Annotated in this window: 25 protein-coding genes; 16 read left to right on the top strand and 9 right to left on the bottom strand. The window is 35.6% G+C overall.

All coding sequences use genetic code 11. The features are described from left to right. The 3 genes from rfbC to rfbB all read right to left on the bottom strand — a co-directional run bounded on the left by rfbC (position 1) and on the right by rfbB (position 2,620). Positions 1 to 546, bottom strand: a complete 546-nt coding sequence (gene rfbC, locus GWJ05_RS01145) for a dTDP-4-dehydrorhamnose 3,5-epimerase (RefSeq protein ID WP_161680902.1) — start codon at positions 544 to 546, stop codon at positions 1 to 3. Between the two features lie 107 nt (positions 547 to 653). After that, positions 654 to 1,547, bottom strand: coding sequence for a dTDP-4-dehydrorhamnose reductase (gene rfbD / locus GWJ05_RS01140; RefSeq protein ID WP_161680900.1), 894 nt, complete (start codon positions 1,545 to 1,547; stop codon positions 654 to 656). Then, entirely contained in the window at positions 1,544 to 2,620 is a 1,077-nt protein-coding gene (gene rfbB / locus GWJ05_RS01135) for a dTDP-glucose 4,6-dehydratase (protein WP_161680898.1), read from the bottom strand. The genes rfbD and rfbB overlap by 4 nt, the downstream gene beginning before the upstream one ends. A 573-nt stretch (positions 2,621 to 3,193) precedes the next feature. On the opposite strand from rfbB, the gene GWJ05_RS01130 reads away from it, so the two are divergent. The 3 genes from GWJ05_RS01130 to GWJ05_RS01120 all read left to right on the top strand — a co-directional run bounded on the left by GWJ05_RS01130 (position 3,194) and on the right by GWJ05_RS01120 (position 5,676). Continuing rightward, positions 3,194 to 3,361, top strand: a complete 168-nt coding sequence (locus GWJ05_RS01130; protein WP_036914671.1) for a YhfL family protein — start codon at positions 3,194 to 3,196, stop codon at positions 3,359 to 3,361. A gap of 211 nt (positions 3,362 to 3,572) precedes the next feature. Then, the gene (locus GWJ05_RS01125) at positions 3,573 to 4,496 is read left to right on the top strand and encodes an SEL1-like repeat protein (RefSeq protein WP_036939252.1); all 924 of its coding nucleotides are present in this window, start codon (positions 3,573 to 3,575) and stop codon (positions 4,494 to 4,496) included. Between the two features lie 118 nt (positions 4,497 to 4,614). Next, a complete protein-coding gene (locus GWJ05_RS01120) occupies positions 4,615 to 5,676 on the top strand; it encodes a hypothetical protein (protein ID WP_036939255.1) in 1,062 nt (353 codons plus the stop codon). Here GWJ05_RS01120 and GWJ05_RS01115 read toward each other — a convergent pair. Continuing rightward, positions 5,673 to 6,152, bottom strand: a complete 480-nt coding sequence (locus GWJ05_RS01115; RefSeq protein WP_036939258.1) for an Hcp family type VI secretion system effector — start codon at positions 6,150 to 6,152, stop codon at positions 5,673 to 5,675. The genes GWJ05_RS01120 and GWJ05_RS01115 overlap by 4 nt on opposite strands. A gap of 708 nt (positions 6,153 to 6,860) precedes the next feature. Between GWJ05_RS01115 and GWJ05_RS01110 the strand changes: the two genes are divergently transcribed. Continuing rightward, positions 6,861 to 7,730 carry a pirin family protein gene (locus GWJ05_RS01110; protein WP_103005230.1) on the top strand — a complete coding sequence of 290 codons (870 nt, stop codon included), beginning with the start codon at positions 6,861 to 6,863 and terminating at the stop codon, positions 7,728 to 7,730. 110 nt (positions 7,731 to 7,840) lie between these two features. On the opposite strand, the gene rraB is transcribed toward GWJ05_RS01110, so the two are convergent. Further along, a complete protein-coding gene (rraB, locus tag GWJ05_RS01105; RefSeq protein WP_036939263.1) occupies positions 7,841 to 8,269 on the bottom strand; it encodes a ribonuclease E inhibitor RraB in 429 nt (142 codons plus the stop codon). A gap of 184 nt (positions 8,270 to 8,453) precedes the next feature. On the opposite strand from rraB, the gene argF reads away from it, so the two are divergent. From argF to GWJ05_RS01065, 9 genes are all read left to right on the top strand, one after another. Then, on the top strand, positions 8,454 to 9,458 hold the full coding sequence (argF, locus tag GWJ05_RS01100) for an ornithine carbamoyltransferase (protein ID WP_036939266.1): 1,005 nt from the start codon (positions 8,454 to 8,456) through the stop codon (positions 9,456 to 9,458). 178 nt (positions 9,459 to 9,636) lie between these two features. Further along, positions 9,637 to 9,807, top strand: coding sequence for a hypothetical protein (locus GWJ05_RS18380; RefSeq protein WP_163827130.1), 171 nt, complete (start codon positions 9,637 to 9,639; stop codon positions 9,805 to 9,807). Continuing rightward, positions 9,807 to 10,742, top strand: coding sequence for an aspartate carbamoyltransferase (gene pyrB, locus GWJ05_RS01095; protein ID WP_036939268.1), 936 nt, complete (start codon positions 9,807 to 9,809; stop codon positions 10,740 to 10,742). Before GWJ05_RS18380 ends, pyrB begins: the two co-directional genes overlap by 1 nt. Before the next feature lie 13 nt (positions 10,743 to 10,755). Beyond that, on the top strand, positions 10,756 to 11,214 hold the full coding sequence (gene pyrI / locus GWJ05_RS01090; protein ID WP_036939271.1) for an aspartate carbamoyltransferase regulatory subunit: 459 nt from the start codon (positions 10,756 to 10,758) through the stop codon (positions 11,212 to 11,214). Positions 11,215 to 11,538: 324 nt separating this feature from the next. Next, complete coding sequence (locus tag GWJ05_RS01085) at positions 11,539 to 11,925, top strand: RidA family protein (protein ID WP_006535650.1); 387 nt, start codon at positions 11,539 to 11,541, stop codon at positions 11,923 to 11,925. A 344-nt stretch (positions 11,926 to 12,269) separates the two neighbouring features. Continuing rightward, the gene (gene nrdD / locus GWJ05_RS01080) at positions 12,270 to 14,408 is read left to right on the top strand and encodes an anaerobic ribonucleoside-triphosphate reductase (RefSeq protein ID WP_087803762.1); all 2,139 of its coding nucleotides are present in this window, start codon (positions 12,270 to 12,272) and stop codon (positions 14,406 to 14,408) included. 4 nt (positions 14,409 to 14,412) lie between these two features. Continuing rightward, positions 14,413 to 14,877, top strand: coding sequence for an anaerobic ribonucleoside-triphosphate reductase-activating protein (nrdG, locus tag GWJ05_RS01075; protein WP_036939283.1), 465 nt, complete (start codon positions 14,413 to 14,415; stop codon positions 14,875 to 14,877). Positions 14,878 to 14,903: 26 nt separating this feature from the next. Next, positions 14,904 to 15,113 (top strand): hypothetical protein, encoded by a 210-nt coding sequence (locus tag GWJ05_RS01070; protein WP_087803763.1) that lies wholly within the window; start codon positions 14,904 to 14,906, stop codon positions 15,111 to 15,113. Between the two features lie 163 nt (positions 15,114 to 15,276). Next, the gene (locus tag GWJ05_RS01065; protein ID WP_036939824.1) at positions 15,277 to 15,639 is read left to right on the top strand and encodes a hypothetical protein; all 363 of its coding nucleotides are present in this window, start codon (positions 15,277 to 15,279) and stop codon (positions 15,637 to 15,639) included. Positions 15,640 to 15,663: 24 nt separating this feature from the next. On the opposite strand, the gene GWJ05_RS01060 is transcribed toward GWJ05_RS01065, so the two are convergent. Then, positions 15,664 to 16,104 carry a YhbP family protein gene (locus tag GWJ05_RS01060; protein WP_036939289.1) on the bottom strand — a complete coding sequence of 147 codons (441 nt, stop codon included), beginning with the start codon at positions 16,102 to 16,104 and terminating at the stop codon, positions 15,664 to 15,666. A 114-nt stretch (positions 16,105 to 16,218) separates the two neighbouring features. Then, positions 16,219 to 16,470: a YdgH/BhsA/McbA-like domain containing protein gene (locus tag GWJ05_RS01055; RefSeq protein WP_036939292.1), complete on the bottom strand. Its 252-nt coding sequence runs from the start codon at positions 16,468 to 16,470 to the stop codon at positions 16,219 to 16,221. Positions 16,471 to 16,756: 286 nt separating this feature from the next. Here GWJ05_RS01055 and GWJ05_RS01050 point away from each other — a divergent pair, with 286 nt between their 5' ends. Further along, positions 16,757 to 17,047 carry a GIY-YIG nuclease family protein gene (locus GWJ05_RS01050; protein WP_036939295.1) on the top strand — a complete coding sequence of 97 codons (291 nt, stop codon included), beginning with the start codon at positions 16,757 to 16,759 and terminating at the stop codon, positions 17,045 to 17,047. A gap of 15 nt (positions 17,048 to 17,062) precedes the next feature. On the opposite strand, the gene GWJ05_RS01045 is transcribed toward GWJ05_RS01050, so the two are convergent. Continuing rightward, positions 17,063 to 17,569 carry a GNAT family N-acetyltransferase gene (locus GWJ05_RS01045; protein WP_161680896.1) on the bottom strand — a complete coding sequence of 169 codons (507 nt, stop codon included), beginning with the start codon at positions 17,567 to 17,569 and terminating at the stop codon, positions 17,063 to 17,065. After that, on the bottom strand, positions 17,563 to 18,096 hold the full coding sequence (gene ubiT, locus GWJ05_RS01040; protein WP_036939302.1) for a ubiquinone anaerobic biosynthesis accessory factor UbiT: 534 nt from the start codon (positions 18,094 to 18,096) through the stop codon (positions 17,563 to 17,565). Before ubiT ends, GWJ05_RS01045 begins: the two co-directional genes overlap by 7 nt. Positions 18,097 to 18,312: 216 nt before the next feature. Here ubiT and ubiU point away from each other — a divergent pair, with 216 nt between their 5' ends. Both ubiU and GWJ05_RS01030 read left to right on the top strand, forming a co-directional pair. Continuing rightward, positions 18,313 to 19,308, top strand: a complete 996-nt coding sequence (gene ubiU, locus GWJ05_RS01035; protein WP_036939304.1) for a ubiquinone anaerobic biosynthesis protein UbiU — start codon at positions 18,313 to 18,315, stop codon at positions 19,306 to 19,308. Positions 19,309 to 19,321: 13 nt separating this feature from the next. Then, a complete protein-coding gene (locus GWJ05_RS01030) occupies positions 19,322 to 20,200 on the top strand; it encodes a U32 family peptidase (RefSeq protein ID WP_036939307.1) in 879 nt (292 codons plus the stop codon). Positions 20,201 to 20,237: the final 37 nt, after the last annotated feature.

Raw genomic sequence — 20,237 nt, 5'->3', positions numbered from 1 at the left:
TTAAAGAGTCTCAAATTTTTTTAAACTTATACCCAATTTATCTTTTTCTGACAAATTAGGTAGTGTCATATCTGGCCATACAATATTAATATCAGGGTCATTCCAGGCAATACATAATTCTGCCGCTGGATTATAATAATCAGTGCATTTATAAACAAATTCAGCTACATCACTTACTACATAAAACCCATGAGCAAAACCTTCTGGTATCCAAAGTTGGCGTTTGTTAGTGTCTGAAAGGTATACACCTACCCATTGACCAAATGTTGAAGAGTTTTTTCTTACATCAACAGCCACATCAAAAACTTCACCAGATATAACTCTAACTAGTTTTCCCTGTGTATTTTCAGTTTGAAAATGCAATCCTCGTAAAACTCCTTTTTTAGACTTTGAATGATTATCTTGAACAAAAAAAACTTCCCTCCTCCCTACAAGTTCATCAAAGCAATTCTGATTCCATGTTTCCATAAAAAAACCTCGTTCATCACCAAACACTCTAGGTTCTATGATTTTTATATCTTTTATTTTAGTTTCAATTACTTTCATTTTTTATAACTATCCTATAAAATATATATTTTAATTATGATATTTTTATCATTGAAAAAATCAAGAAAATCGCTTAAATATCTAGAGAAAATTATAATATCTTAAAATTAACTAAATGATAATTCTTTAATTAACCTAACAATTCCAACTTTCCAATCAGGCAATTCTACACTAAATGCTTTTTTAAATTTTTCATTATTCATTCTAGAATTATAAGGTCGTCTTGCAGGTAAAGGATAATTAATTGCAGGTATACCATCAATTTTATTTAAGACCAATTTAATACCATTGCTTTTAGCTTCTTTAATAATTAATTGAGTGTATTCATACCAATTTGTAGTTCCAGATGCAACTAAATGATATATTCCACATTTATCTTCATTATTAATTGTTTGCATTAACGCAATTACGGTACAATCAGCAATTAATTCTGCACTTGTTGGAGCTCCATACTGATCATTAATAATAGAAAGTTTTTCTTTATTTTTCGCTAAATTTAATATTGTCTTTGCAAAATTATGACCAAAAGTAGAATACACCCAACTTGTTCGTAAAATTAAATAATTAGAACAACATTCTTGTATATATTTTTCACCACTCAATTTGGTTCTGCCATAAGTATTTATTGCTGAAACTTTATCGTCTTCATTCCAAAAGTGAGTACCAACACCAGAAAAAACATAATCGGTTGAATAATGAATAAGCAATGCTCCAATCTCTTGTGCACATTTTGCAATCATTTTGACAGCATCACCATTTACTTGCTGAGCAAGTTCTTTTTCGTCCTCCGCTTTATCTACAGCCGTATATGCAGCAGCGTTAACAATAACATCAGGTTTTATACTTATTATTGTTCTAGCTAAATCAATGGGTTTAGTAAGATCACCACAGTACTCATTATTAGAAGCACGATCTAATGCAATCAATTCTCCTAGTGGAGAAAGGGCTCTCTGTAACTCCCAACCTACTTGTCCATTTTTACCTAATAGAACTATCTTCACTTTTTTTCCTCTCCATAATGCTGACTAACCCAACTTTGATAGCTTCTATTCCTAATATTATTTACCCATTCAGTATTTTCTAGATACCATTCTAAAGTTTTACGTAATCCTGATTCAAAAGTTTCTTCTGGTGTCCAATTAAGTTCATTTTTAATTTTAGTTGCATCAATTGCATACCGTAAATCATGACCAGGGCGATCTGTAATATAAGTTATAAGATCACTGTACTTTGTAATTGATAATGGTTTATTTGGTACTAACTCATCTAGCAGATTACAAATTGTTTTAACAACCTCTATATTAGTTTTCTCATTATGCCCCCCAATATTATAGGTTTCTCCTATTCTTCCTTCTATTACAACTTTATACAATGCTTTAGCATGGTCTTCTACATATAACCAATCACGAACTTGCTGCCCATTACCATACACTGGTAGTGGCTTTCCTTCTAACGCATTTAAAATCATTAATGGAATTAACTTTTCTGGATAATGATAAGGACCATAATTATTAGAGCAGTTCGTTACTATTGTGGGAAGACCATAAGTACGTAGCCAAGCTCTAACTAAATGATCACTAGATGCTTTCGATGCAGAATATGGAGATGAAGGAGAATAAGCAGTAGTTTCTGTGAATAAATCTTTTGTACCATCTAAATCACCATACACTTCGTCCGTTGATATATGATGAAAACGGAATATAGATTTCTGCACATTATCTAAATTTTGCCAATAAGTTCTAGCAACTTCAAGGAGTGTATATGTTCCAATTATATTTGTTTTTATAAATTCATCAGGTCCTTCAATTGAACGGTCCACATGAGATTCTGCAGCTAAATGCATTACTATATTAGGCTGGTGTTCTAGGAAAACTCTTAGCATTTCGTCATGATTACAAATATCTTTTTTTTCAAAAAAATAACGAGTATTTTTTTCAACACTAGATAAAGATTGAATATTGCCAGCATAAGTCAACTTATCGACATTAATAACTATATTATCTGTATAATTTATCAAATAACGAATAACTGCTGAACCAATAAAACCAGCTCCACCTGTAACAAGAATTTTCATATGACTCTTTCACTCTTTATATATTATATTGATTTTCTTTAATAAAAATGCGCTTGCTATCAATTAACATTGCCATCACGTATTAATACTTAGAAACACAGCTGACAGTTATCATAAACCGATGCCCACACTACCGCCCAAGCTCAACAGCTACTTGCGAACTGAATTTCTCCTTATAAATCAATGCATTACTTACACAAAACACCAAGTATTAGCCTTAATGATGAATTATACCATGTATAAAGAAAATTCATAAGATAGTATTTAACAAATAATCAATTGATGTTTCTAACCATACACATTTTAAAACTAACTAAATATAATTTCTAATTTATACAATCAATCACTAACTTAATTAAACTTTATTTTATGAAATCTTTTTTTTTAATATTAATTATTTAAAAAAAACTTATTTTAAAAATAAATTTTAATATAGACTAAAATAAAATAATTGTTTTTATGTTTTTATTTATGAAAAACACATTATTAATATTGAAAATATTATTATTTTTTTATATAGTTAAAGCATAAAAATCACATTCTATAACTCTAAAATTTAAAAGGAATTTTTTCATGAAAAACTTTGTTAAAATTGCACTTATTGCTTCTGTAATTACCGTAATGACTGGCTGTACTGGTAGCGTATACAATAAAGAAAAAGACTGTAACTACGACTACTTACTGCACCCAGCAGTTTCTATTTCTAAAATCATTGGCGGTTGTGGCGACACTAGCAAATAAAATTTAAGAAATAAACGTATTAATAAACTACATTCTGACTTATTGTTGCTAAGAAAGGATGTAGTTTTTTGTTTTATCATATCTTATATTTTTACTCGTTTTTTATGAGTTGCACTCCTCACCAACATAAGAAATCAGAGCTTAGTGTTTCCATTTTAATGGAAGATAGATTAAATTAACCATTAATAAAATCTATTTCAGGTAATTTTATATGACATTAAACTACAAGATTATTATCGTCACATTATTTTTATCTATTCCTATATTAGCTTATTCATTCCCCCAAGCTAAATGCATTCCCGAAGAAAAAAACTTTTCCGCATGTGAGATATTAGCAACGCAGGGAGATAATAAAGCATTATTAGTACTCGGACGTTTCTATGAAACGGGTACAGGAGTTGAAAAAAATGTAGAGAAAGCAGAACAAATTTATCAACTCTTAGCAGATAAAAATGATGCTGATGGATTTAATCAACTGGCAATGCTTAAACAAAATCATAATAAAGAACAAGAGGCTATATTACTTTACCAGAGAGCAATAGAACTCGGCTCATCATCTGCTAATTATAATCTAGGCATACTATACAAATATAATAATAATTATAAAAAAGCAAAAGAGATGTTTGAGATAGCAATTAAAAAAGATCACTCCAGTAGTGCTATGATGAGTTTAGGCGATCTATATCGTCATGGTAATGGGGTTGAACAAAATATAGAATTAGCCAAAAAATGGTATAACGCATCAATTCAAGCAGGTAATTATTTTGCATTTACTCGCTTGGGAATATTGTACAGTGAATTAGAAAAATATGATGAAGCGATAATATATTATCAAGAAGCGATCAAGAAAGGTGATCCCGCCGCAATGAATTCAATGGGATTACTATATCAACATGGTTTTGGTGTAAAACGTGATATTAGTCAATCTGTCAAACTATATCAAGATGCAGCAAATAAAGATGGAATTGGTGGGTTGATTAATTTGGGGCTGATGTATGAAGAAGGCCTTGGAGTACCTCAAAATTATGAAAAAGCCATCGAATTATATACAAGAGCCTATCAATTAGGTTATACCGATATTCAGTTACGAATTAATTTCTTAAATAAACACTTTATAAATAATAACAAAAATTAATATAACCATAAAAATTAACTTTAACATATTAGTTGCTACGGTAAATAATTCCAGATGTCTATTCATCTAGATGGGTTTATTTATAGTTTAACTATGAATAAATAAAAAGGAGATTTATATGCAGTGTGGTGATTTAGAGTGGTTTTACTGTAAAGATGGTGAAATATTAAATGCTAATGAGGCAATGGAAAAGCGACTTATTATTTACAAAAAAATAGGTCGAGAACTGAAAAGTGCACATAATCTTGCCCAAAAAACTTGGCAATATGAAGACTCTTCTAGTGCAAATCAAAGTCGCTCAAAGGGATGCTCGCCCAGTGGATTGGATGAATTTATTTATTATAAATGTGAAGGAAGTGCTCCTTCTGTTGAAGTAGCTCTAAATAATCCTTGGGTAAAATATATTGAAGATTTTGGTATTACTTCTACAAAAGGGGTAAACAGAACAATAGATACATTCATTGAATTGGGTATACTCCCACCAGCTCTTGAGGGTATGAATTATGTTCTTAAATCTCGGCTATCTAGAAAACCTCGGATCATACAAGAAAATATTGAAGCCATTTATCTACTGCGGTTTGTTTATAAACCTTATGAAAATATTACGGAAGTTGTCAATATTATTATTGATACAATAATCAATAACATATCTCCATCTAGAAAACAAAAACTATCCGATTATGTTAAAGTAGCAACCACTATTTCTAATATGAACAACCCAATCAATTTCCGTGATAATTTTGATATTGAAGAACAGGTTAATTCATCAGTTAGAAATTTTGCAACAGATGTTGGTGTCGACATTATGGCTGATTCTAAAATTCGAAAATTTATTGTATCCGCTATAATCACTCAAATGGTTGCAGGTATTATTACAAATTACCCATCCTTTTTTAAACCTTTTAGACCAACCCAAATTATCAAAAGGACAACTTTAGTTGCAACATTAATGTACAGTTACGGTACGATTGAAAAAATGTCGGAAGCAGCAAGAAGACTTGAAAATAAAAATAAAATGGTTTACGACGTAATGAATAAAAGCAAGATCACTATGGCCTATTATTTTGTTGAAACGGAATTAGGACCTTTAATTACTTTAGCTGCAAGCCCAAGTAGTGTAGCTAGTGATGATGCTTTTATTTCTGAGGTACGCCATTTAATTAATAAATATAAAAATTAGAATACATTCTCATCTGATATACTATACCCAGAAGTACCAGCCATGATTTGCGAGGTGGTAATATCACGATATCTAACAGTTAATTGCTCTTCAGGATCGATATCATTGCGTAAAATATTATTTGGACATTGATGTGAATAATCAATAATAGATGCTTCATTTAATTTCACTGTGAAATATTTTTCAATTCCACCATTTTGTGCGGTACGATAATAATCAAAAACTAAACTAAGAATTTCATTATTTGAAACCGCAACAAGTAACAGAGGGGAAGATTTATCAATCAGTTTGGTAAACTCTATTGGTTGATGAGCTAGATTTTGAGTTCTAGATACTGAAAAATTTAGTTCTGTAACAAATATTGCATTTTCTTTCCCTAATTGATAACGATTTCCTATTGAATCTAATGTTCCACAACCACGAGAAATCAGGCCTTGTTGCTGACCTTCTAATGTAAGGTAAATTAAATTAGCCATTAATAAAGTCCATTTTTAGATACGTTTATATAATATTAAACAATATGATTATTATCATCACGTTATTTCTATATTTATCTAACTTTATATTTTTATATTCAAATAATCAAATTAAATATATTCTTAAAGAAAAAATTTCCATATATGAAATATATAAAATTTACAGAGATAATAAAAAACATAACCCTCATAATTATCTAAAAATTTAACATACATACTAAAAAAATATAGAACTAACTAAAAGTTATATAACTTATTAATTAGGTTAAAGACTATTTTTCATTTACTCAACTGAAAATATTGTACAGTGAGTTAGAAAAATATGATAAAGCGAGAATATATTATCAAGAAGCCATCAAAAATAGAGGGGATCTAACTACAATGAATTCACTAGGTTTACTGTACTAATATGGTTTTAGTACAAAATACGATATCAGCCAAGCTATAAAACTCTACCAAGATTCGATAAATAAAGATGAAAAAATATTTAACCGCGTAGTCGCCAAATTACACATTCAATCAATATCCCTATTTATCTTCTTTTTAGAAATTCATTCATTTTTTTTGAATACCATCAACAAATTCCCCCTATTTTGTTCATCACGCGAACACTTTATGATCAGCCTCATTAAGAAATCGCAATAATCTGTATTACCTCCTTCTGTGTCTTGGTTATTGCGGTTTCTTTCCTTAACTCGGAGAACAATCATGACAATCAGACAGATTAATCATATTTATTCGGCGCCAAATTCACACTGGGTAGGTAATGGCTTTCCAGTCAGCACCTTATTTTCCTATCAGGAAAATGGTGAGAAACATAGCCCGTTTCTGCTGATGGATTATGCCGAGCCAACACTGTTTAAACCTGTTACCAATGCCCGTGGTGTAGGAGCGCATCCTCATCGTGGATTTGAAACCGTAACAATCGCCTATCAAGGTGAGGTTTCTCATCATGACTCTAAAGGTCACGCAGGAACCATTACCGCAGGTGATGTTCAATGGATGACTGCTGCTTCTGGCATTTTGCATAAAGAGTATCACTCTGAAAAAATGACCAAAGAAGGTGGTGTATTGGAGATGGTGCAACTTTGGGTGAATCTGCCGACAGCGTACAAAATGACACAGCCTCGTTATCAGGCGCTGAAAGCAGAGGATATCCCTCATGTTGAATTACCTAATGATCAAGGCTATGTCCGAGTGATTGCTGGTAATTATGCTAATACCCAAGGCATCGCAATGACCTACTCACCACTTAATGTGTGGGATCTACGTTTAAATCGCGCGGGGGTTTCACACTACAGTATTCCTGAAGGTCATAATGCAATGCTGTTTGTGGTGAAAGGTGCTGTACATATCAATGACAGTGAAATTGCACGTCAACATGACATGGTAATGCTAGATAATCATGGTGATACACTGACATTAGAATCAATGGGTGACACCATTGTTTTAATTCTCACCGGTGAGCCAATTAATGAGCCAATTGCAGGGCAAGGGCCTTTTGTAATGAACACCCAAGAAGAGTTACAACAAGCTTTTGATGATTATGACAATGGTAAATTTGGTGTAATGGATTAATGGCTCTCCCCTTAAAACCAATAACACCAGTCACAAAGCAATAATTTTGTGGCTGGTGCTATTATTTTGCACTGATAAATCAGGCACAAAGGGACAACATTTAGCAAAAATTAATGTAAGCGTGATGACTTATCAGACTCTTCGTCGTCTTCGTCTTCACCGTCTTCATCATCATACTCAGCGTCAGGATCTTCAAAGTAAGTTCCCCAACCATCGTAATAAACACCCATTTTTTCAGCTAAATTCATTAACTGTTCAACTTGAGCATCAATAAGCTCAGCATTTAAACCACTTTCACTCACAGCATCAAAGCAAACTAAAATTTCACCTGATTCTACTTCGATTTCTTCAGGTTCAGTCACTTCATAACCTAATTTAAATACTTCAACTGCAGCTTTTTCTAGTGTTTCGAAGTTTTCACAAGAGATGTGGTGCTCGATAGCATACAGTGCATCAGGATCACTACCATCTTCCAGTAATTCTTCAATAATAAGACGTGTTTCTTCACGTTGTTCTGCTAATTCTTTGCTGTCCGCCATAATCATGCTCCGCAATAGTCTGAAAAGGTATCTTGTTTATTCTCCCACAGGGCGAATCAACACTCCATACCTAATATGATGCGCTTATCGCAGACTGTCTAAATTAAAAGTTTTCCTTTAGGGGTTGATGATGAATATTTATTAATATAAATTGAATATAAATTCAATCACAGGATCTCACTCTATGAACCCTTTTTATCAAAAATCATTCTTACGTTTACTGGATTTTTCACCTGCTGAAATTCAACAACTACTTACATTGTCAGCACAATTAAAAAAAGCCAAAAAATCAGGTGAAGAAACTCAATATCTTGCAGGAAAAAATATCGCGCTTATTTTCGAAAAAGACTCAACACGTACCCGTTGTGCCTTTGAAGTTGCGGCTTTTGATCAAGGCGCCAGAGTGACTTATTTAGGGGGTGGAAGCCAAATTGGACATAAAGAATCAATAAAAGATACTGCACGCGTATTAGGCCGTATGTATGATGGTATTCAGTATCGGGGTTATGGACAAAAAACGGTAGATGCACTTGCACAATATTCAGGTGTACCTGTTTGGAATGGCTTAACCAATGAATTTCACCCAACCCAATTGTTAGCAGACTTACTGACTATCACAGAACATCAAACTAAGTCGTTATCAGAAACCATATTTGCTTACCTTGGTGATGCTCGCAATAACATGGGAAATACTATGTTGGAAGCAGCAGCATTAACAGGGATGGATTTACGTTTAGTTGCGCCTAAAGCATGTTGGCCTGAATCAGGTTTAGTTGCTCAATGCCAAGAGATTGCTAAGAAAAATGGCGGAAACATCACGCTAACTGAAAATGTAGCAGAAGGCGTTACAAATGCTGATTTTCTTTATACTGATGTTTGGGTTTCTATGGGCGAACCAAAAGAGGTTTGGAAAGAGCGTATCGCTTTACTTAAGCCTTATCAGGTCAATATGGATGTTATAAAATTAACCGGAAACCCAGACGTCAAATTCCTTCACTGTTTACCCGCTTTTCATGATGAAGAGACCACAATGGGTAAAGCATTAGCTAAAGAGTTTAATCTATATGGTGGTTTTGAAGTCACTGATGAGGTGTTCGAATCAAAACACAGTATTGTGTTTGATGAAGCAGAGAATCGTCTTCACACCATAAAAGCCGTGATGGTAGCGACCCTTGCCAATTCGTTCTGAAATACATAATCATGCAAAACACCTATTTTTTATTTATGAAAAAATAGGTGTTTTCTTCGTTTTATTCCAAGCTTATTGATTTTAAATTAAAAAATTTTTTTTTTGTAAAAAGTAAAAGCAAACGCTTGCGTGCAACGCTAGGATGCGTATAATGCGCCACAATTTGTCAGGAGGAAAGATGAAACAGCGCCTATTCCAATTTGTAACAAAAACAAGCACCTTAATGGGTCGCAAGCGTATTCTCTTTTTTCCAATAGCCCAATTTTTTAAAACCCCTCTTATTGAGGGGTTTTTTTTGGCCTATAAAAAACCACCTACCGCACAATTCATCGCCAAAGGAGAACTCTAATGACTAATCCGCTCTACCAAAAGCATATTATCTCCATCAATGATCTGGACAGGGAAGATTTGGAAGCTGTTCTTCGCGTTGCTAATAAACTAAAACAGCAACCTAACAACGAATTGTTAAAAGACAAAGTGATTGCGAGTTGCTTTTTTGAAGCATCAACACGTACTCGCTTATCATTTGAGACAGCTATTCACCGCCTTGGCGCGTCTGTTGTCGGTTTTTCTGATGGAAGCAACACATCATTAGGTAAAAAAGGTGAAACATTGGCGGATACCATTTCCGTTCTTCGCACTTATGCTGACGCCATTGTGATTCGCCATCCTCAAGAAGGTGCGGCGAGATTAGCATCTGAATTTGCTGGTGATATTCCTGTCCTCAATGCGGGTGATGGTGCAAATCAACATCCAACACAGACTCTACTGGATATGTTTACCATTCAAGAGACACAAGGCCGTTTAGATAATCTCAATATCGCAATGGTAGGTGACTTAAAATATGGCCGAACCGTACATTCATTAGCACAAGCATTGGCAAAATTTAAAGGCAATCATCTCTATTTTATCGCCCCGAAAGTGCTTGCTATGCCAGAACATATCCTCCATTTACTTGAAGAAAATGGTGTTGAATATAGCCAACATGAAACAGTAGATGAAGTCATGCCAGAGCTGGATATTCTTTATATGACGCGCGTACAAAAAGAACGTTTAGATCCTTCTGAATATGCCAATGTTAAAGCACAATTTGTTTTAACTAGCGCTGATTTAGTCAATGTGAAAGATAACCTCAAGATCCTACACCCACTGCCACGTATCGATGAAATCACGACAGATGTAGATAAAACACCTTACGCTTATTATTTCCAACAAGCAGGCAACGGTATCTACGCACGTCAGGCATTACTTGCCTTAGTTCTAAATAAAAACTTAGTTCTTTAATAAGGAGCACACCATGACACATGATCACAAACTAAAAGTTGAAGCTATCAAACGTGGGACTGTTATTGATCATATTCCAGCGCAGGTGGGCTTTAAAATTCTTTCACTATTCCGTTTAACTGAAACTGATGAAAGAATAACTGTAGGTTTTAATTTACCTTCTGAAAACTTAGGTAAAAAAGACTTAATTAAAATCGAAAATGTCTTTTTAACCTCAGAGCAAGCAAACCGTTTAGCAATGTATGCGCCACAAGCCACAGTCAATATTATCGATAATTATCAAGTGGTTAATAAGATGGCATTAAGTTTACCAGAATTACTTGAAGATGTAGTGCCTTGTCCTAATAGCAACTGTATTAGCCATAACGAGCCAGTGCAAAGTAGTTTCCGAGTCAAAAAACTGGCCTCGGATGTTGTATTAACCTGCAAATACTGTGAAAAAGAATTCGAACGCCACGCAGTTATTCGCTAATTCTTTTAACTATCTGCTCGAAAGAGCAGATAGTTTTTTGATAAGAATAGAATAATTCCCTCTCGATACACATAATATCCTCTCTCTAAAAAAGACTAATAGCTCATAATCTTTTTTTATAAAAAAATTTGCTACAAATTGGTCATTTTCATGGATTAAAAACCATGTAAAAACAAAAGAGAACTTTACGATTATTTTCTTTTTATACTTACAGACTTTATGATAAAGCCTGATATCTGTCATGTTGCTAACCTCAAGCGCTGGCTATAATAGCGCCGTGCTAATCAAGCGTTAGCGTTAATCTTATAAAAACAGGAGTTCTACATGTCTTACGAAATTAATACCGATAAAGCCCCTGCAGCAATCGGCCCTTATGTACAAGGCGTTGATTTAGGTAATTTAGTGATCACTTCAGGTCAACTACCTGTTGATCCGGCTACAGGTGAATTTGTTTCTGATAATGCAGCAGAACAAGCTCGCCAATCTTTAGAAAACGTAAAAGCAATTATTGAAAAAGCAGGTTTAACGGTTGCTAATATCATCAAAACCACTGTTTTCGTAAAAGATTTAAATGATTTTGGTACTATTAATGCTGCTTATGAAGCTTTCTTCAAAGAGCATAACGCGGCATTCCCTGCTCGTTCTTGCGTTGAAGTTGCACGTTTACCAAAAGATGCAAAAGTAGAAATCGAAGTTATCGCTATCCGTTAATTTGGTCTCAATAGTCAGTCATAAAAAAGCAAAGGTCTCTTTATGAGCACTTTGCTTTTTTTATGTTCTCACTTTTTGATGAATAATTTATCACTTCTGTTTTTGGCACAGATTTACAATTCTGCTCATCCCTCTTGATGCCTGATGTAGCAAAAATACCTTGATGTAGATCAGTTTTAATGAAGATTATTTCTCTTCCAATTACTACATATTGTGCTTTAATACATATCGACCTACAATATATAGTAATTATACACATCTTATCCACAATAAGCCTGAATACTGTGCCATCACCTGTTTTTATGGGATTTGAGCCTGTGGATAAATAGTTAAGGAGCAAGATTGTGAAAACCATAGTGATAAAACGAGACGGATGTAAAGTCTCTTTTGACCAAACCCGCATCAGCGATGCTATCAAAAGAGCAGCCGTAGCTTGTGAGATCACTGATGATGATTATTGCGATTCTGTCGCGCAATCCGTTTCACAATCTCTCGCAGGACGTTCGAATGTCGATATCCGTGAGATCCAAGACGCCGTAGAAAATCAGCTGATGGCTGGCGAATATAAAGATGTCGCCAGAGCCTACATTGAATACCGTCACGACCGAGATGTTGCCCGTGAGCAACGCGGAAGATTAACTCAGGAAATCCGAGGTCTTATCGAACAAAGTGATGTCTCTATTCTTCATGAAAATGCGAATAAAGACAGTAAAGTTATCCCTACTCAGCGTGATTTACTTGCGGGTATTGTGGCTAAACATTACGCAAAATTGCATATCCTGCCAAGAGATGTGGTACTCGCTCATGAGCGTGGTGAAATTCATTATCATGATCTCGATTACTCCCCGTTTTTCCCTATGTTTAACTGTATGCTTATTGATCTTAATGGCATGTTAAATAACGGGTTTAAAATGGGAAATGCCGAAATAGAACCCCCTAAATCTATTTCAACCGCAACTGCGGTTACTGCACAAATTATCGCACAAGTAGCAAGCCATATTTATGGTGGTACAACAATAAATCGTATTGATGAAGTCTTAGCTCCTTTTGTTAAAGCAAGCTACGACAAACACTACAAAGTTGCACAAGAGTGGCAAATCGCAGATAAAGAAGCCTATGCCAATGCACGCACTGAAAAAGAGTGTTATGACGCATTCCAATCTTTAGAGTATGAAGTCAATACACTGCATACGGCTAATGGACAAACCCCCTTTGTCACTTTCGGCTTTGGCCTTGGTACGTCAAAAGAAGCACGGTTAATTCAACGCGCTATTCTTGAAAATCGTATGGCTGGTTTAGGTAAAAATCGTAAAACAGCGGTTTTCCCTAAACTTGTTTTTGCTATTAAAGATGGTTTAAACCATAAGTTTGGTGATCCTAATTACGATATTAAACAACTTGCATTGGAATGTGCAAGTAAACGCATGTATCCCGATATATTGAATTACGATCAAGTCGTTAAAGTAACGGGATCATTTAAAACCCCAATGGGTTGCCGTAGCTTCTTAGGTGTTTATGAAGAAAATGGCGAAATGATCCACGAAGGTCGTAATAATCTCGGCGTTATCAGCCTTAACTTACCGCGTATTGCTATCGAAGCTCAAGGTGATGAAGCCACCTTCTGGTCACTGCTGGATGACCGCCTTGAATTAGCGAAAAAAGCACTGATGACACGTATCGCACGTTTAGAAAATGTTAAAGCGCGTGTTGCCCCGATCCTTTATATGGAAGGTGCTTGTGGTGTGCGCTTAAAAGCAGACGATAACGTGTCTGAAATCTTTAAAAATGGCAGAGCATCAATCTCATTAGGTTATATCGGTGTTCATGAAACCATTAATGCCCTATTTGGTACTCAAAAACACGTTTTTGACGATGAAACCTTAAGAGAAAAAGCGGTGGCGATCATCAATCGTCTACGCGAAGCAACAGACCAATGGAAAGCTGAGACAGGTTATGGCTTTAGCCTTTACAGCACACCAAGCGAAAACTTATGTGATCGTTTCTGTCGTTTAGATGCGGCTGAATTTGGTATTTTACCCGGTGTGACGGATAAAGGTTATTATACCAATAGCTTCCATTTAGATGTTGAAAAGAAAGTGAATCCATACGACAAACTGGATTTTGAAGCACCTTATCCACCGCTCGCGAGTGGCGGTTTTATCTGCTATGGCGAATATCCAAACTTACAACATAACCTTAAAGCGCTAGAAGATGTGTGGGATTACAGCTATACCCGAGTTCCTTATTACGGAACAAACACCCCAATTGACGAATGTTATGACTGTGGCTATACCGGTGAATTCTCTTGTACCAGTAAAGGTTTTACTTGCCCACGTTGCGGTAATCACAACCCAGCAAGAGTTTCCGTTATTCGTCGTGTATGCGGATATTTAGGTAGCCCAGATTCACGCCCATTTAATGCAGGTAAACAAGAAGAAGTTAAACGTCGAGTAAAACATCTGGCAAATGGCCAGTTAGGTTAAGAGTGTGAATTACCATCAATATTACCCTGTTGATGTTGTAAATGGCCCAGGTACACGTTGCACCCTGTTTGTTTCAGGGTGCATACACCAATGCCGAGGCTGTTATAACAAATCAACGTGGTCACTAACGTCCGGCAAGCCGTTTACACAAGAAATGGAAGATCAGATCATTACTGATCTTCAAGACAGCCGTATTAAACGACAAGGATTATCACTTTCAGGTGGCGATCCCCTACACCCACAAAATCTTTCTGCTATATTAAAATTGGTAAAACGTGTTAAAACGCAATGCCCCGAAAAAGATATTTGGGTTTGGACGGGCTATTTACTGGCCGATTTAACCCCAGAACAGCAAGAAGTCGTTAACTATATTAACGTGCTGATTGATGGGAAGTTCGTACAAGAACTTTATGATCCCGCATTACTGTGGCGTGGTAGTAGTAATCAGGTGATCCATAAATTGAAGTAATACACATTAAATTAACTGGAGGATGTATGCCTTTAAGTGATAATAAATATGTAAGCTTTTCTGAAGATCATGAACTGAACTACCATTTAAAAAAATGGGGTAAAAAGCAATCTAAAGCAAATCGAGAACAACTCGTGAAGCTAGGCGCCGAATTGAAAAAGAAACTCGGCGCTAAACATCTCCAGCATAAAGAAATAGATGCTGAGATAGAGAAAAACCTTTCATCGTTTGAGTAACACCTAAGAGCCCATTTTTATAATGGGCTTTTTTTCTTTCATCATTCTCATTTGATCACCTCCGTTATTAAATGTGAATCATTTTCAAAAAATATAGTCAAAGTGATTAGTTTTGTTTTATTATTAACTCAATTAACTATTCTTTTTTGTGATAATGTCTGATATGAAATTCACATTTTTTCCTTTATTTTCAATAATTTTACTTTCTGGCTGTAGTAGTACTTGGGAACCCAGAGGGGCATCAGATTACACACTACAGGAAGCGAAGATGCTTTGTGAATTTGATGCGAATACCCGCTATCCTATTCGCAAAGAAGTACTACAACGTACTGTTTACCATGATGTAGAAAAAAAGTGTCGTAAAGAAGATAAATACCACTGTGGTGATAATAAAACCTACACTGAGCGCGTTCCAATGACTGAAAGTTATGTTGAAGACATTAATCAAGATGACAGACACACTTTCTATACCTCATGTATGTCTTTAAAAGGATGGGAACGAAAAAATCATTATTTTTGGGAATAATAAGAAATTCTGAAAATAAGAAGCTTAATTACGTTGCCAATAAAGCTTCGTTCCGAAGCCCAGCCGATTATTGACCATCTTAATTTCTTGCAACTGTAGCTCCCATAAAGGCACATGGATAGCAGCTAATGCGACAGGAAAACGTAAACAATAATGTTTTCTTGCGTTGATGTCGTCCTTACCTGTGAGTAAAGAAACAGACCCAGTGAATTGAATACCTTGTAAATCAGATACAGCAATTTCTTGGGTACTAATACTTCCAGCAACTAATAAGTTTTCTTGCATCATTCTAGCATGGCGTGTTTTCTTTTCAGAAAGAAAAATAAGTCTCATCTGACTTTCATCAAACCAATAAAAACAATTAGCACACCAAATATCACCGACTGAACTCGTTGTACATAAGGTAAACACATGGTTATCACATATATATTGTTTAATTATTTTGAGAGAGTTCAAGGAAGACATAACATACCTGCATAGAAACAAAAAGAGACGCTGTTTAGATGATAATTATATCATCAAAACGAGCGTCTTACCGCGTGTCTCTTATTACAAGTTATTTATCGAAAATAGTTAAAATTAACGATAAATTTCAGCATTTACAGTGAGGTAATCTTCACCTGTCGCGCCAACAACTTTAAAGCCTTTTGCACCTTCATCTTTTGCGATTTGAGCAATTTTAGCTGTTAAACCATCTAAAGTATCACTACCAGTGATTGTGATATACTCACCATTAACAGAAGGACTTTTTGATATGCTATCAGATGCGATTGAACCGAATGAAATAGCACTTAAAGCTAATGTTGCAGCGATTAATGTAGATTTTTTCATAATAGACTCCAATTTAATTCTAATTTTGTGAGGTATCGCGGAGTGTGTCTCTGTGATGTGGATCATATTATGCACTTTAGCTTAACTTTAAAATTAGCAATAATTGCTGTTCATTTTCAAAAAATTTGAATGTTATTTTTTAAATCATAAAGTTTACTGTCACAAATATTTCACAACATATTGATATACTTAATAGATTTATTTTTGACATGCCTTAAATTACTCACTTTAAAAACTAAGAAATATTATTTATCAAAAGAAAAAGTAGCACGAAAAGGAAAAAATAATGGCTGACGCAATGTGGTCACTCTATATTGTTAGAAATCGTCTTGGCTCTCTTTATACCGGGATCACAACAAATGTTGAGCGCCGTTTTCAACAGCATCAGAATGGAACTGGTGCGAAAGCATTAAAAGGAAAAGGGCCTTTATTATTAGAGTTTCATTGTCAGGTAGGCGATAGGCAACAAGCATCTCAGCTTGAATACCAATTAAAGCAGTTAAAAAAAAGACAAAAAGAAAAGCTGATCACAGACCAGCCTTCAGACATTGCACTGTATTTAATACAGGATAAATAAATTTGGTTAAGCGGATCAACTAAACTGGTCAAACAAAGGTGAGTAGTTGACTAAACCGTGGATCTCTTCAACATTGCCATTCTCTAACGCATAAAGCTGAAATGTGTCTTCTGTATCAGGCCATTTGCAATGCAAGCCTTGAGATTTAGCAGGAATAAAACCCGATGCTTGATAGTATGTTGGATCTCCCAACACTACAACTGCGCCATACCCAAATTCATTTAGGCTATCTAGCCCTTCATTAATCAGTTGGCGTCCAATACCTTGGTTTTGGAGCTCTGGTGCAACAGCAAGTGGCGCAAGTCCAACCCACTGACAATCTATTCCATCAACATCAACTGGTGTAAAACCGATATAGCCAACTAATTGGCCTTCATCGCTAATAGCCACCATACCTAATGTTAATAGACCTTCTTCACGTAAATGCCCAACTAAATCAGCTTCAGCGCTTGTCGGAAATACTTGGCGTAAAAGGCTATCAATAGCAGGAATATCAACGGGAATTTCAACACGTATTAGCATGAAGTTGAGCTCAGTTCATGGCTGTGTATTTTGTCTTCAGTTTCTTCTTGAAGTCCACTTTTTACAAATTCAGCCAGTTGTAATAAACCAAAACGCAACACAGATGGCATTGAGTCTAATTCAATTGCATCCATCAGGTTCTTAACATATAACCCGAGTTCTGTATCACCCTCAATTTGTAGACGACGTTGGAAAAATAAGGTGTCAGGATCTTCTTTGCGAGCTGCAATTAAAATAAGATCATTCGCATTACCACTAAAGCTGACATCTTCTTTTTCTAAGCGACTAACCACTAATTTATCATCACGAACACTGATAAACCACTGTAAATGTAAGTCTCTTATCTCAACTTTTAGCCATTTATCTTCTAAAAAGTGTAAATCACCTTCAGCAAGGGATTCACGAAACTGCCAACTTAAAAACTGTTCTAAAATATCGCGTTGCAAAGCGAATGGGGTTACTTGTAAAGGGTAACGTAAAAAACGAGGCCCCTCTTTTACCAAATGGGTACGAATTTTATTAAACACTTTCGGACTCCTATAAATAAATTTAGGGGCTATTGTGCCAGAGATAAACAGATATTCTGCGATCCTATATCAATATTCCGTTAATCCGTTGCTCACATTTTGAGTTCTTTAATTTTACTTAAGTAAAAAACAAACTTCTCTGCCCTAAATCAAAACCTTTTTTTATCTTGTTTATTACAATTTCCGATCATTCTTAATTTCTAAAGGGAAGTGAAGATGGAATTGCTGTGCCCTGCAGGTAATTTACCTGCCTTAAAAGCAGCCATAGATAATGGTGCGGATGCCGTTTATATCGGCTTAAAAGATGATACGAATGCAAGACATTTTGCAGGTTTGAATTTTACAGAAAAGAAGTTACAAGAAGCCGTTAATTATGTTCATCGCCACCAGCGAAAATTGCATATTGCGATAAACACTTTTGCTCACCCTAATGGATTTGAACGCTGGCAAAAAGCCGTTGATATGGCTGCATCTTTGGGGGCTGACGCACTTATTTTGGCAGATATCGCGATGCTAGAGTATGCAGCTGAGCATTATCCTCATATTGAACGCCATGTTTCTGTACAGGCCTCAGCAACTAATACACAAGCAATTGAGTTTTATCGACGCAATTTTGATGTTGCACGTATTGTTCTTCCTCGTGTTCTATCTATTCATCAAGTTAAACAATTAGCACAAACTAGCCCAGTACCTTTAGAAGTTTTTGCCTTTGGTAGCCTATGTATTATGGCGGAAGGTCGATGCTATCTTTCTTCCTACTTAACAGGTGAATCACCCAATACGGTAGGCGCTTGCTCTCCAGCGCGTTTTGTACGCTGGCAAGAAACACCACAAGGGATGGAATCTCGCCTTAATGATGTGCTAATAGACCGCTATGCGCCTGATGAAAATGCAGGCTATCCAACACTGTGTAAGGGGCGATATTTTGTTGATGACCATTGTTATCATGCATTAGAAGAACCCACTAGCCTAAATACCCTTTCACTACTACCTGAATTAATGGCAATGAATATTGCCTCTGTCAAAATTGAAGGTCGTCAGCGTAGTCCTGCTTATGTCACTGAAGTCGCAAGAGTTTGGCGAACGGCGATTGATCAATGTAAGAAAGATCCCCAAGGCTTTAGCACAGATCCTCGTTGGATGAATGCGTTAGGAAAAATTTCAGAAGGAACACAAACAACGTTGGGTGCTTATCACCGTAAATGGCAATAATAAGGATAAGAAAATGAAATATGCATTAGGCTCTGTACTTTATTATTGGCCAAAAGCCACGCTAGAAACATTTTATGAAAAAGCAAAACAATGTGATGCGGATATTATCTATTTAGGTGAAACCGTTTGCAGTAAGCGTCGAGAAACTAAGCCTCAAGATTGGATAAATCTGGCAAAAGAAGTCGCTAAAAGTGGTAAGCAAGTGGTTCTTTCTACCTTAGCATTATTACAAGCGCCTTCTGAATTAAAAGAAATTGCTAAGTTAGTTGATAACGGCGAATTCTTAGTTGAAGCCCATGATTTTGGCGTTATCAATATGCTTTACGAGCGTCATCTACCTTTCATTGCGGGTCATGGACTAAATTGCTACAACGCTTACGCACTGCGTTTATTGCATAAACAAGGCATGATGCGTTGGTGTATGCCAGTAGAGCTTTCTCGTGAATGGCTAAGCAATCTTTTAAACCAATGTGAAATATTGGGTATTAGAGATAAATTTGAAGTTGAAGTGCTGGCTTATGGCCACCTTCCTTTAGCGTATTCAGCACGTTGTTTTACAGCTCGTTCTGAAAATCGCGCTAAAGATGATTGCGAAACCTGCTGTCAAAAATACCCTCAAGGCCGTGAGGTATTATCACAGGAAAATCAGCAAGTGTTTGTGCTCAATGGTATTCAAACGCAAAGTGGCTATTGTTATAACTTGGGTAACGATCAAACCTCAATGGCAGGGTTAGTGGATATTATTCGCTTATCGCCTGAGTCTGATGCTATTTTTGATACCTTGCAACAATTTCGCCAAAATGAACAAGGCCAACAACCACTGACCACAGTTCATCACCATGACTGTAATGGCTATTGGCGTAAGTTAGCCGGGTTGGAGTTAGTGGAATAAAAATATTTTAGCACATCATAATATGATTAAATAAAAA

Source organism: Proteus sp. G2626 (genome assembly GCF_009915985.1).
Taxonomy (GTDB): Bacteria; Pseudomonadota; Gammaproteobacteria; order Enterobacterales; family Enterobacteriaceae; genus Proteus; species Proteus vulgaris.
The sequence above is the reverse complement of the archived record's forward strand: the minus strand, read 5'-3'. Positions and strand labels throughout refer to the sequence as shown.

Bases quoted from the DNA above. Each gene is read 5' to 3' on its own strand.
- rraB (WP_036939263.1), bottom strand. From the start codon at position 8,269: ATGGCGGACAGCAAAGAATTAGCAGAACAACGTGAAGAAACACGTCTT.
- GWJ05_RS01070 (WP_087803763.1), top strand. From the start codon at position 14,904: ATGCCTTTAAGTGATAATAAATATGTAAGCTTTTCTGAAGATCATGAA.
- GWJ05_RS01055 (WP_036939292.1), bottom strand. From the start codon at position 16,470: ATGAAAAAATCTACATTAATCGCTGCAACATTAGCTTTAAGTGCTATT.
- GWJ05_RS18380 (WP_163827130.1), top strand. From the start codon at position 9,637: ATGAAACAGCGCCTATTCCAATTTGTAACAAAAACAAGCACCTTAATG.
- GWJ05_RS01045 (WP_161680896.1), bottom strand. From the start codon at position 17,569: ATGCTAATACGTGTTGAAATTCCCGTTGATATTCCTGCTATTGATAGC.
- GWJ05_RS01030 (WP_036939307.1), top strand. From the start codon at position 19,322: ATGAAATATGCATTAGGCTCTGTACTTTATTATTGGCCAAAAGCCACG.
- rfbC (WP_161680902.1), bottom strand. From the start codon at position 546: ATGAAAGTAATTGAAACTAAAATAAAAGATATAAAAATCATAGAACCT.
- GWJ05_RS01130 (WP_036914671.1), top strand. From the start codon at position 3,194: ATGAAAAACTTTGTTAAAATTGCACTTATTGCTTCTGTAATTACCGTA.
- GWJ05_RS01115 (WP_036939258.1), bottom strand. From the start codon at position 6,152: ATGGCTAATTTAATTTACCTTACATTAGAAGGTCAGCAACAAGGCCTG.
- GWJ05_RS01125 (WP_036939252.1), top strand. From the start codon at position 3,573: ATGACATTAAACTACAAGATTATTATCGTCACATTATTTTTATCTATT.
- pyrB (WP_036939268.1), top strand. From the start codon at position 9,807: ATGACTAATCCGCTCTACCAAAAGCATATTATCTCCATCAATGATCTG.
- argF (WP_036939266.1), top strand. From the start codon at position 8,454: ATGAACCCTTTTTATCAAAAATCATTCTTACGTTTACTGGATTTTTCA.
- GWJ05_RS01050 (WP_036939295.1), top strand. From the start codon at position 16,757: ATGGCTGACGCAATGTGGTCACTCTATATTGTTAGAAATCGTCTTGGC.
- GWJ05_RS01120 (WP_036939255.1), top strand. From the start codon at position 4,615: ATGCAGTGTGGTGATTTAGAGTGGTTTTACTGTAAAGATGGTGAAATA.
- GWJ05_RS01085 (WP_006535650.1), top strand. From the start codon at position 11,539: ATGTCTTACGAAATTAATACCGATAAAGCCCCTGCAGCAATCGGCCCT.
- GWJ05_RS01110 (WP_103005230.1), top strand. From the start codon at position 6,861: ATGACAATCAGACAGATTAATCATATTTATTCGGCGCCAAATTCACAC.
- rfbB (WP_161680898.1), bottom strand. From the start codon at position 2,620: ATGAAAATTCTTGTTACAGGTGGAGCTGGTTTTATTGGTTCAGCAGTT.
- GWJ05_RS01060 (WP_036939289.1), bottom strand. From the start codon at position 16,104: ATGTCTTCCTTGAACTCTCTCAAAATAATTAAACAATATATATGTGAT.
- pyrI (WP_036939271.1), top strand. From the start codon at position 10,756: ATGACACATGATCACAAACTAAAAGTTGAAGCTATCAAACGTGGGACT.
- ubiU (WP_036939304.1), top strand. From the start codon at position 18,313: ATGGAATTGCTGTGCCCTGCAGGTAATTTACCTGCCTTAAAAGCAGCC.
- GWJ05_RS01065 (WP_036939824.1), top strand. From the start codon at position 15,277: ATGAAATTCACATTTTTTCCTTTATTTTCAATAATTTTACTTTCTGGC.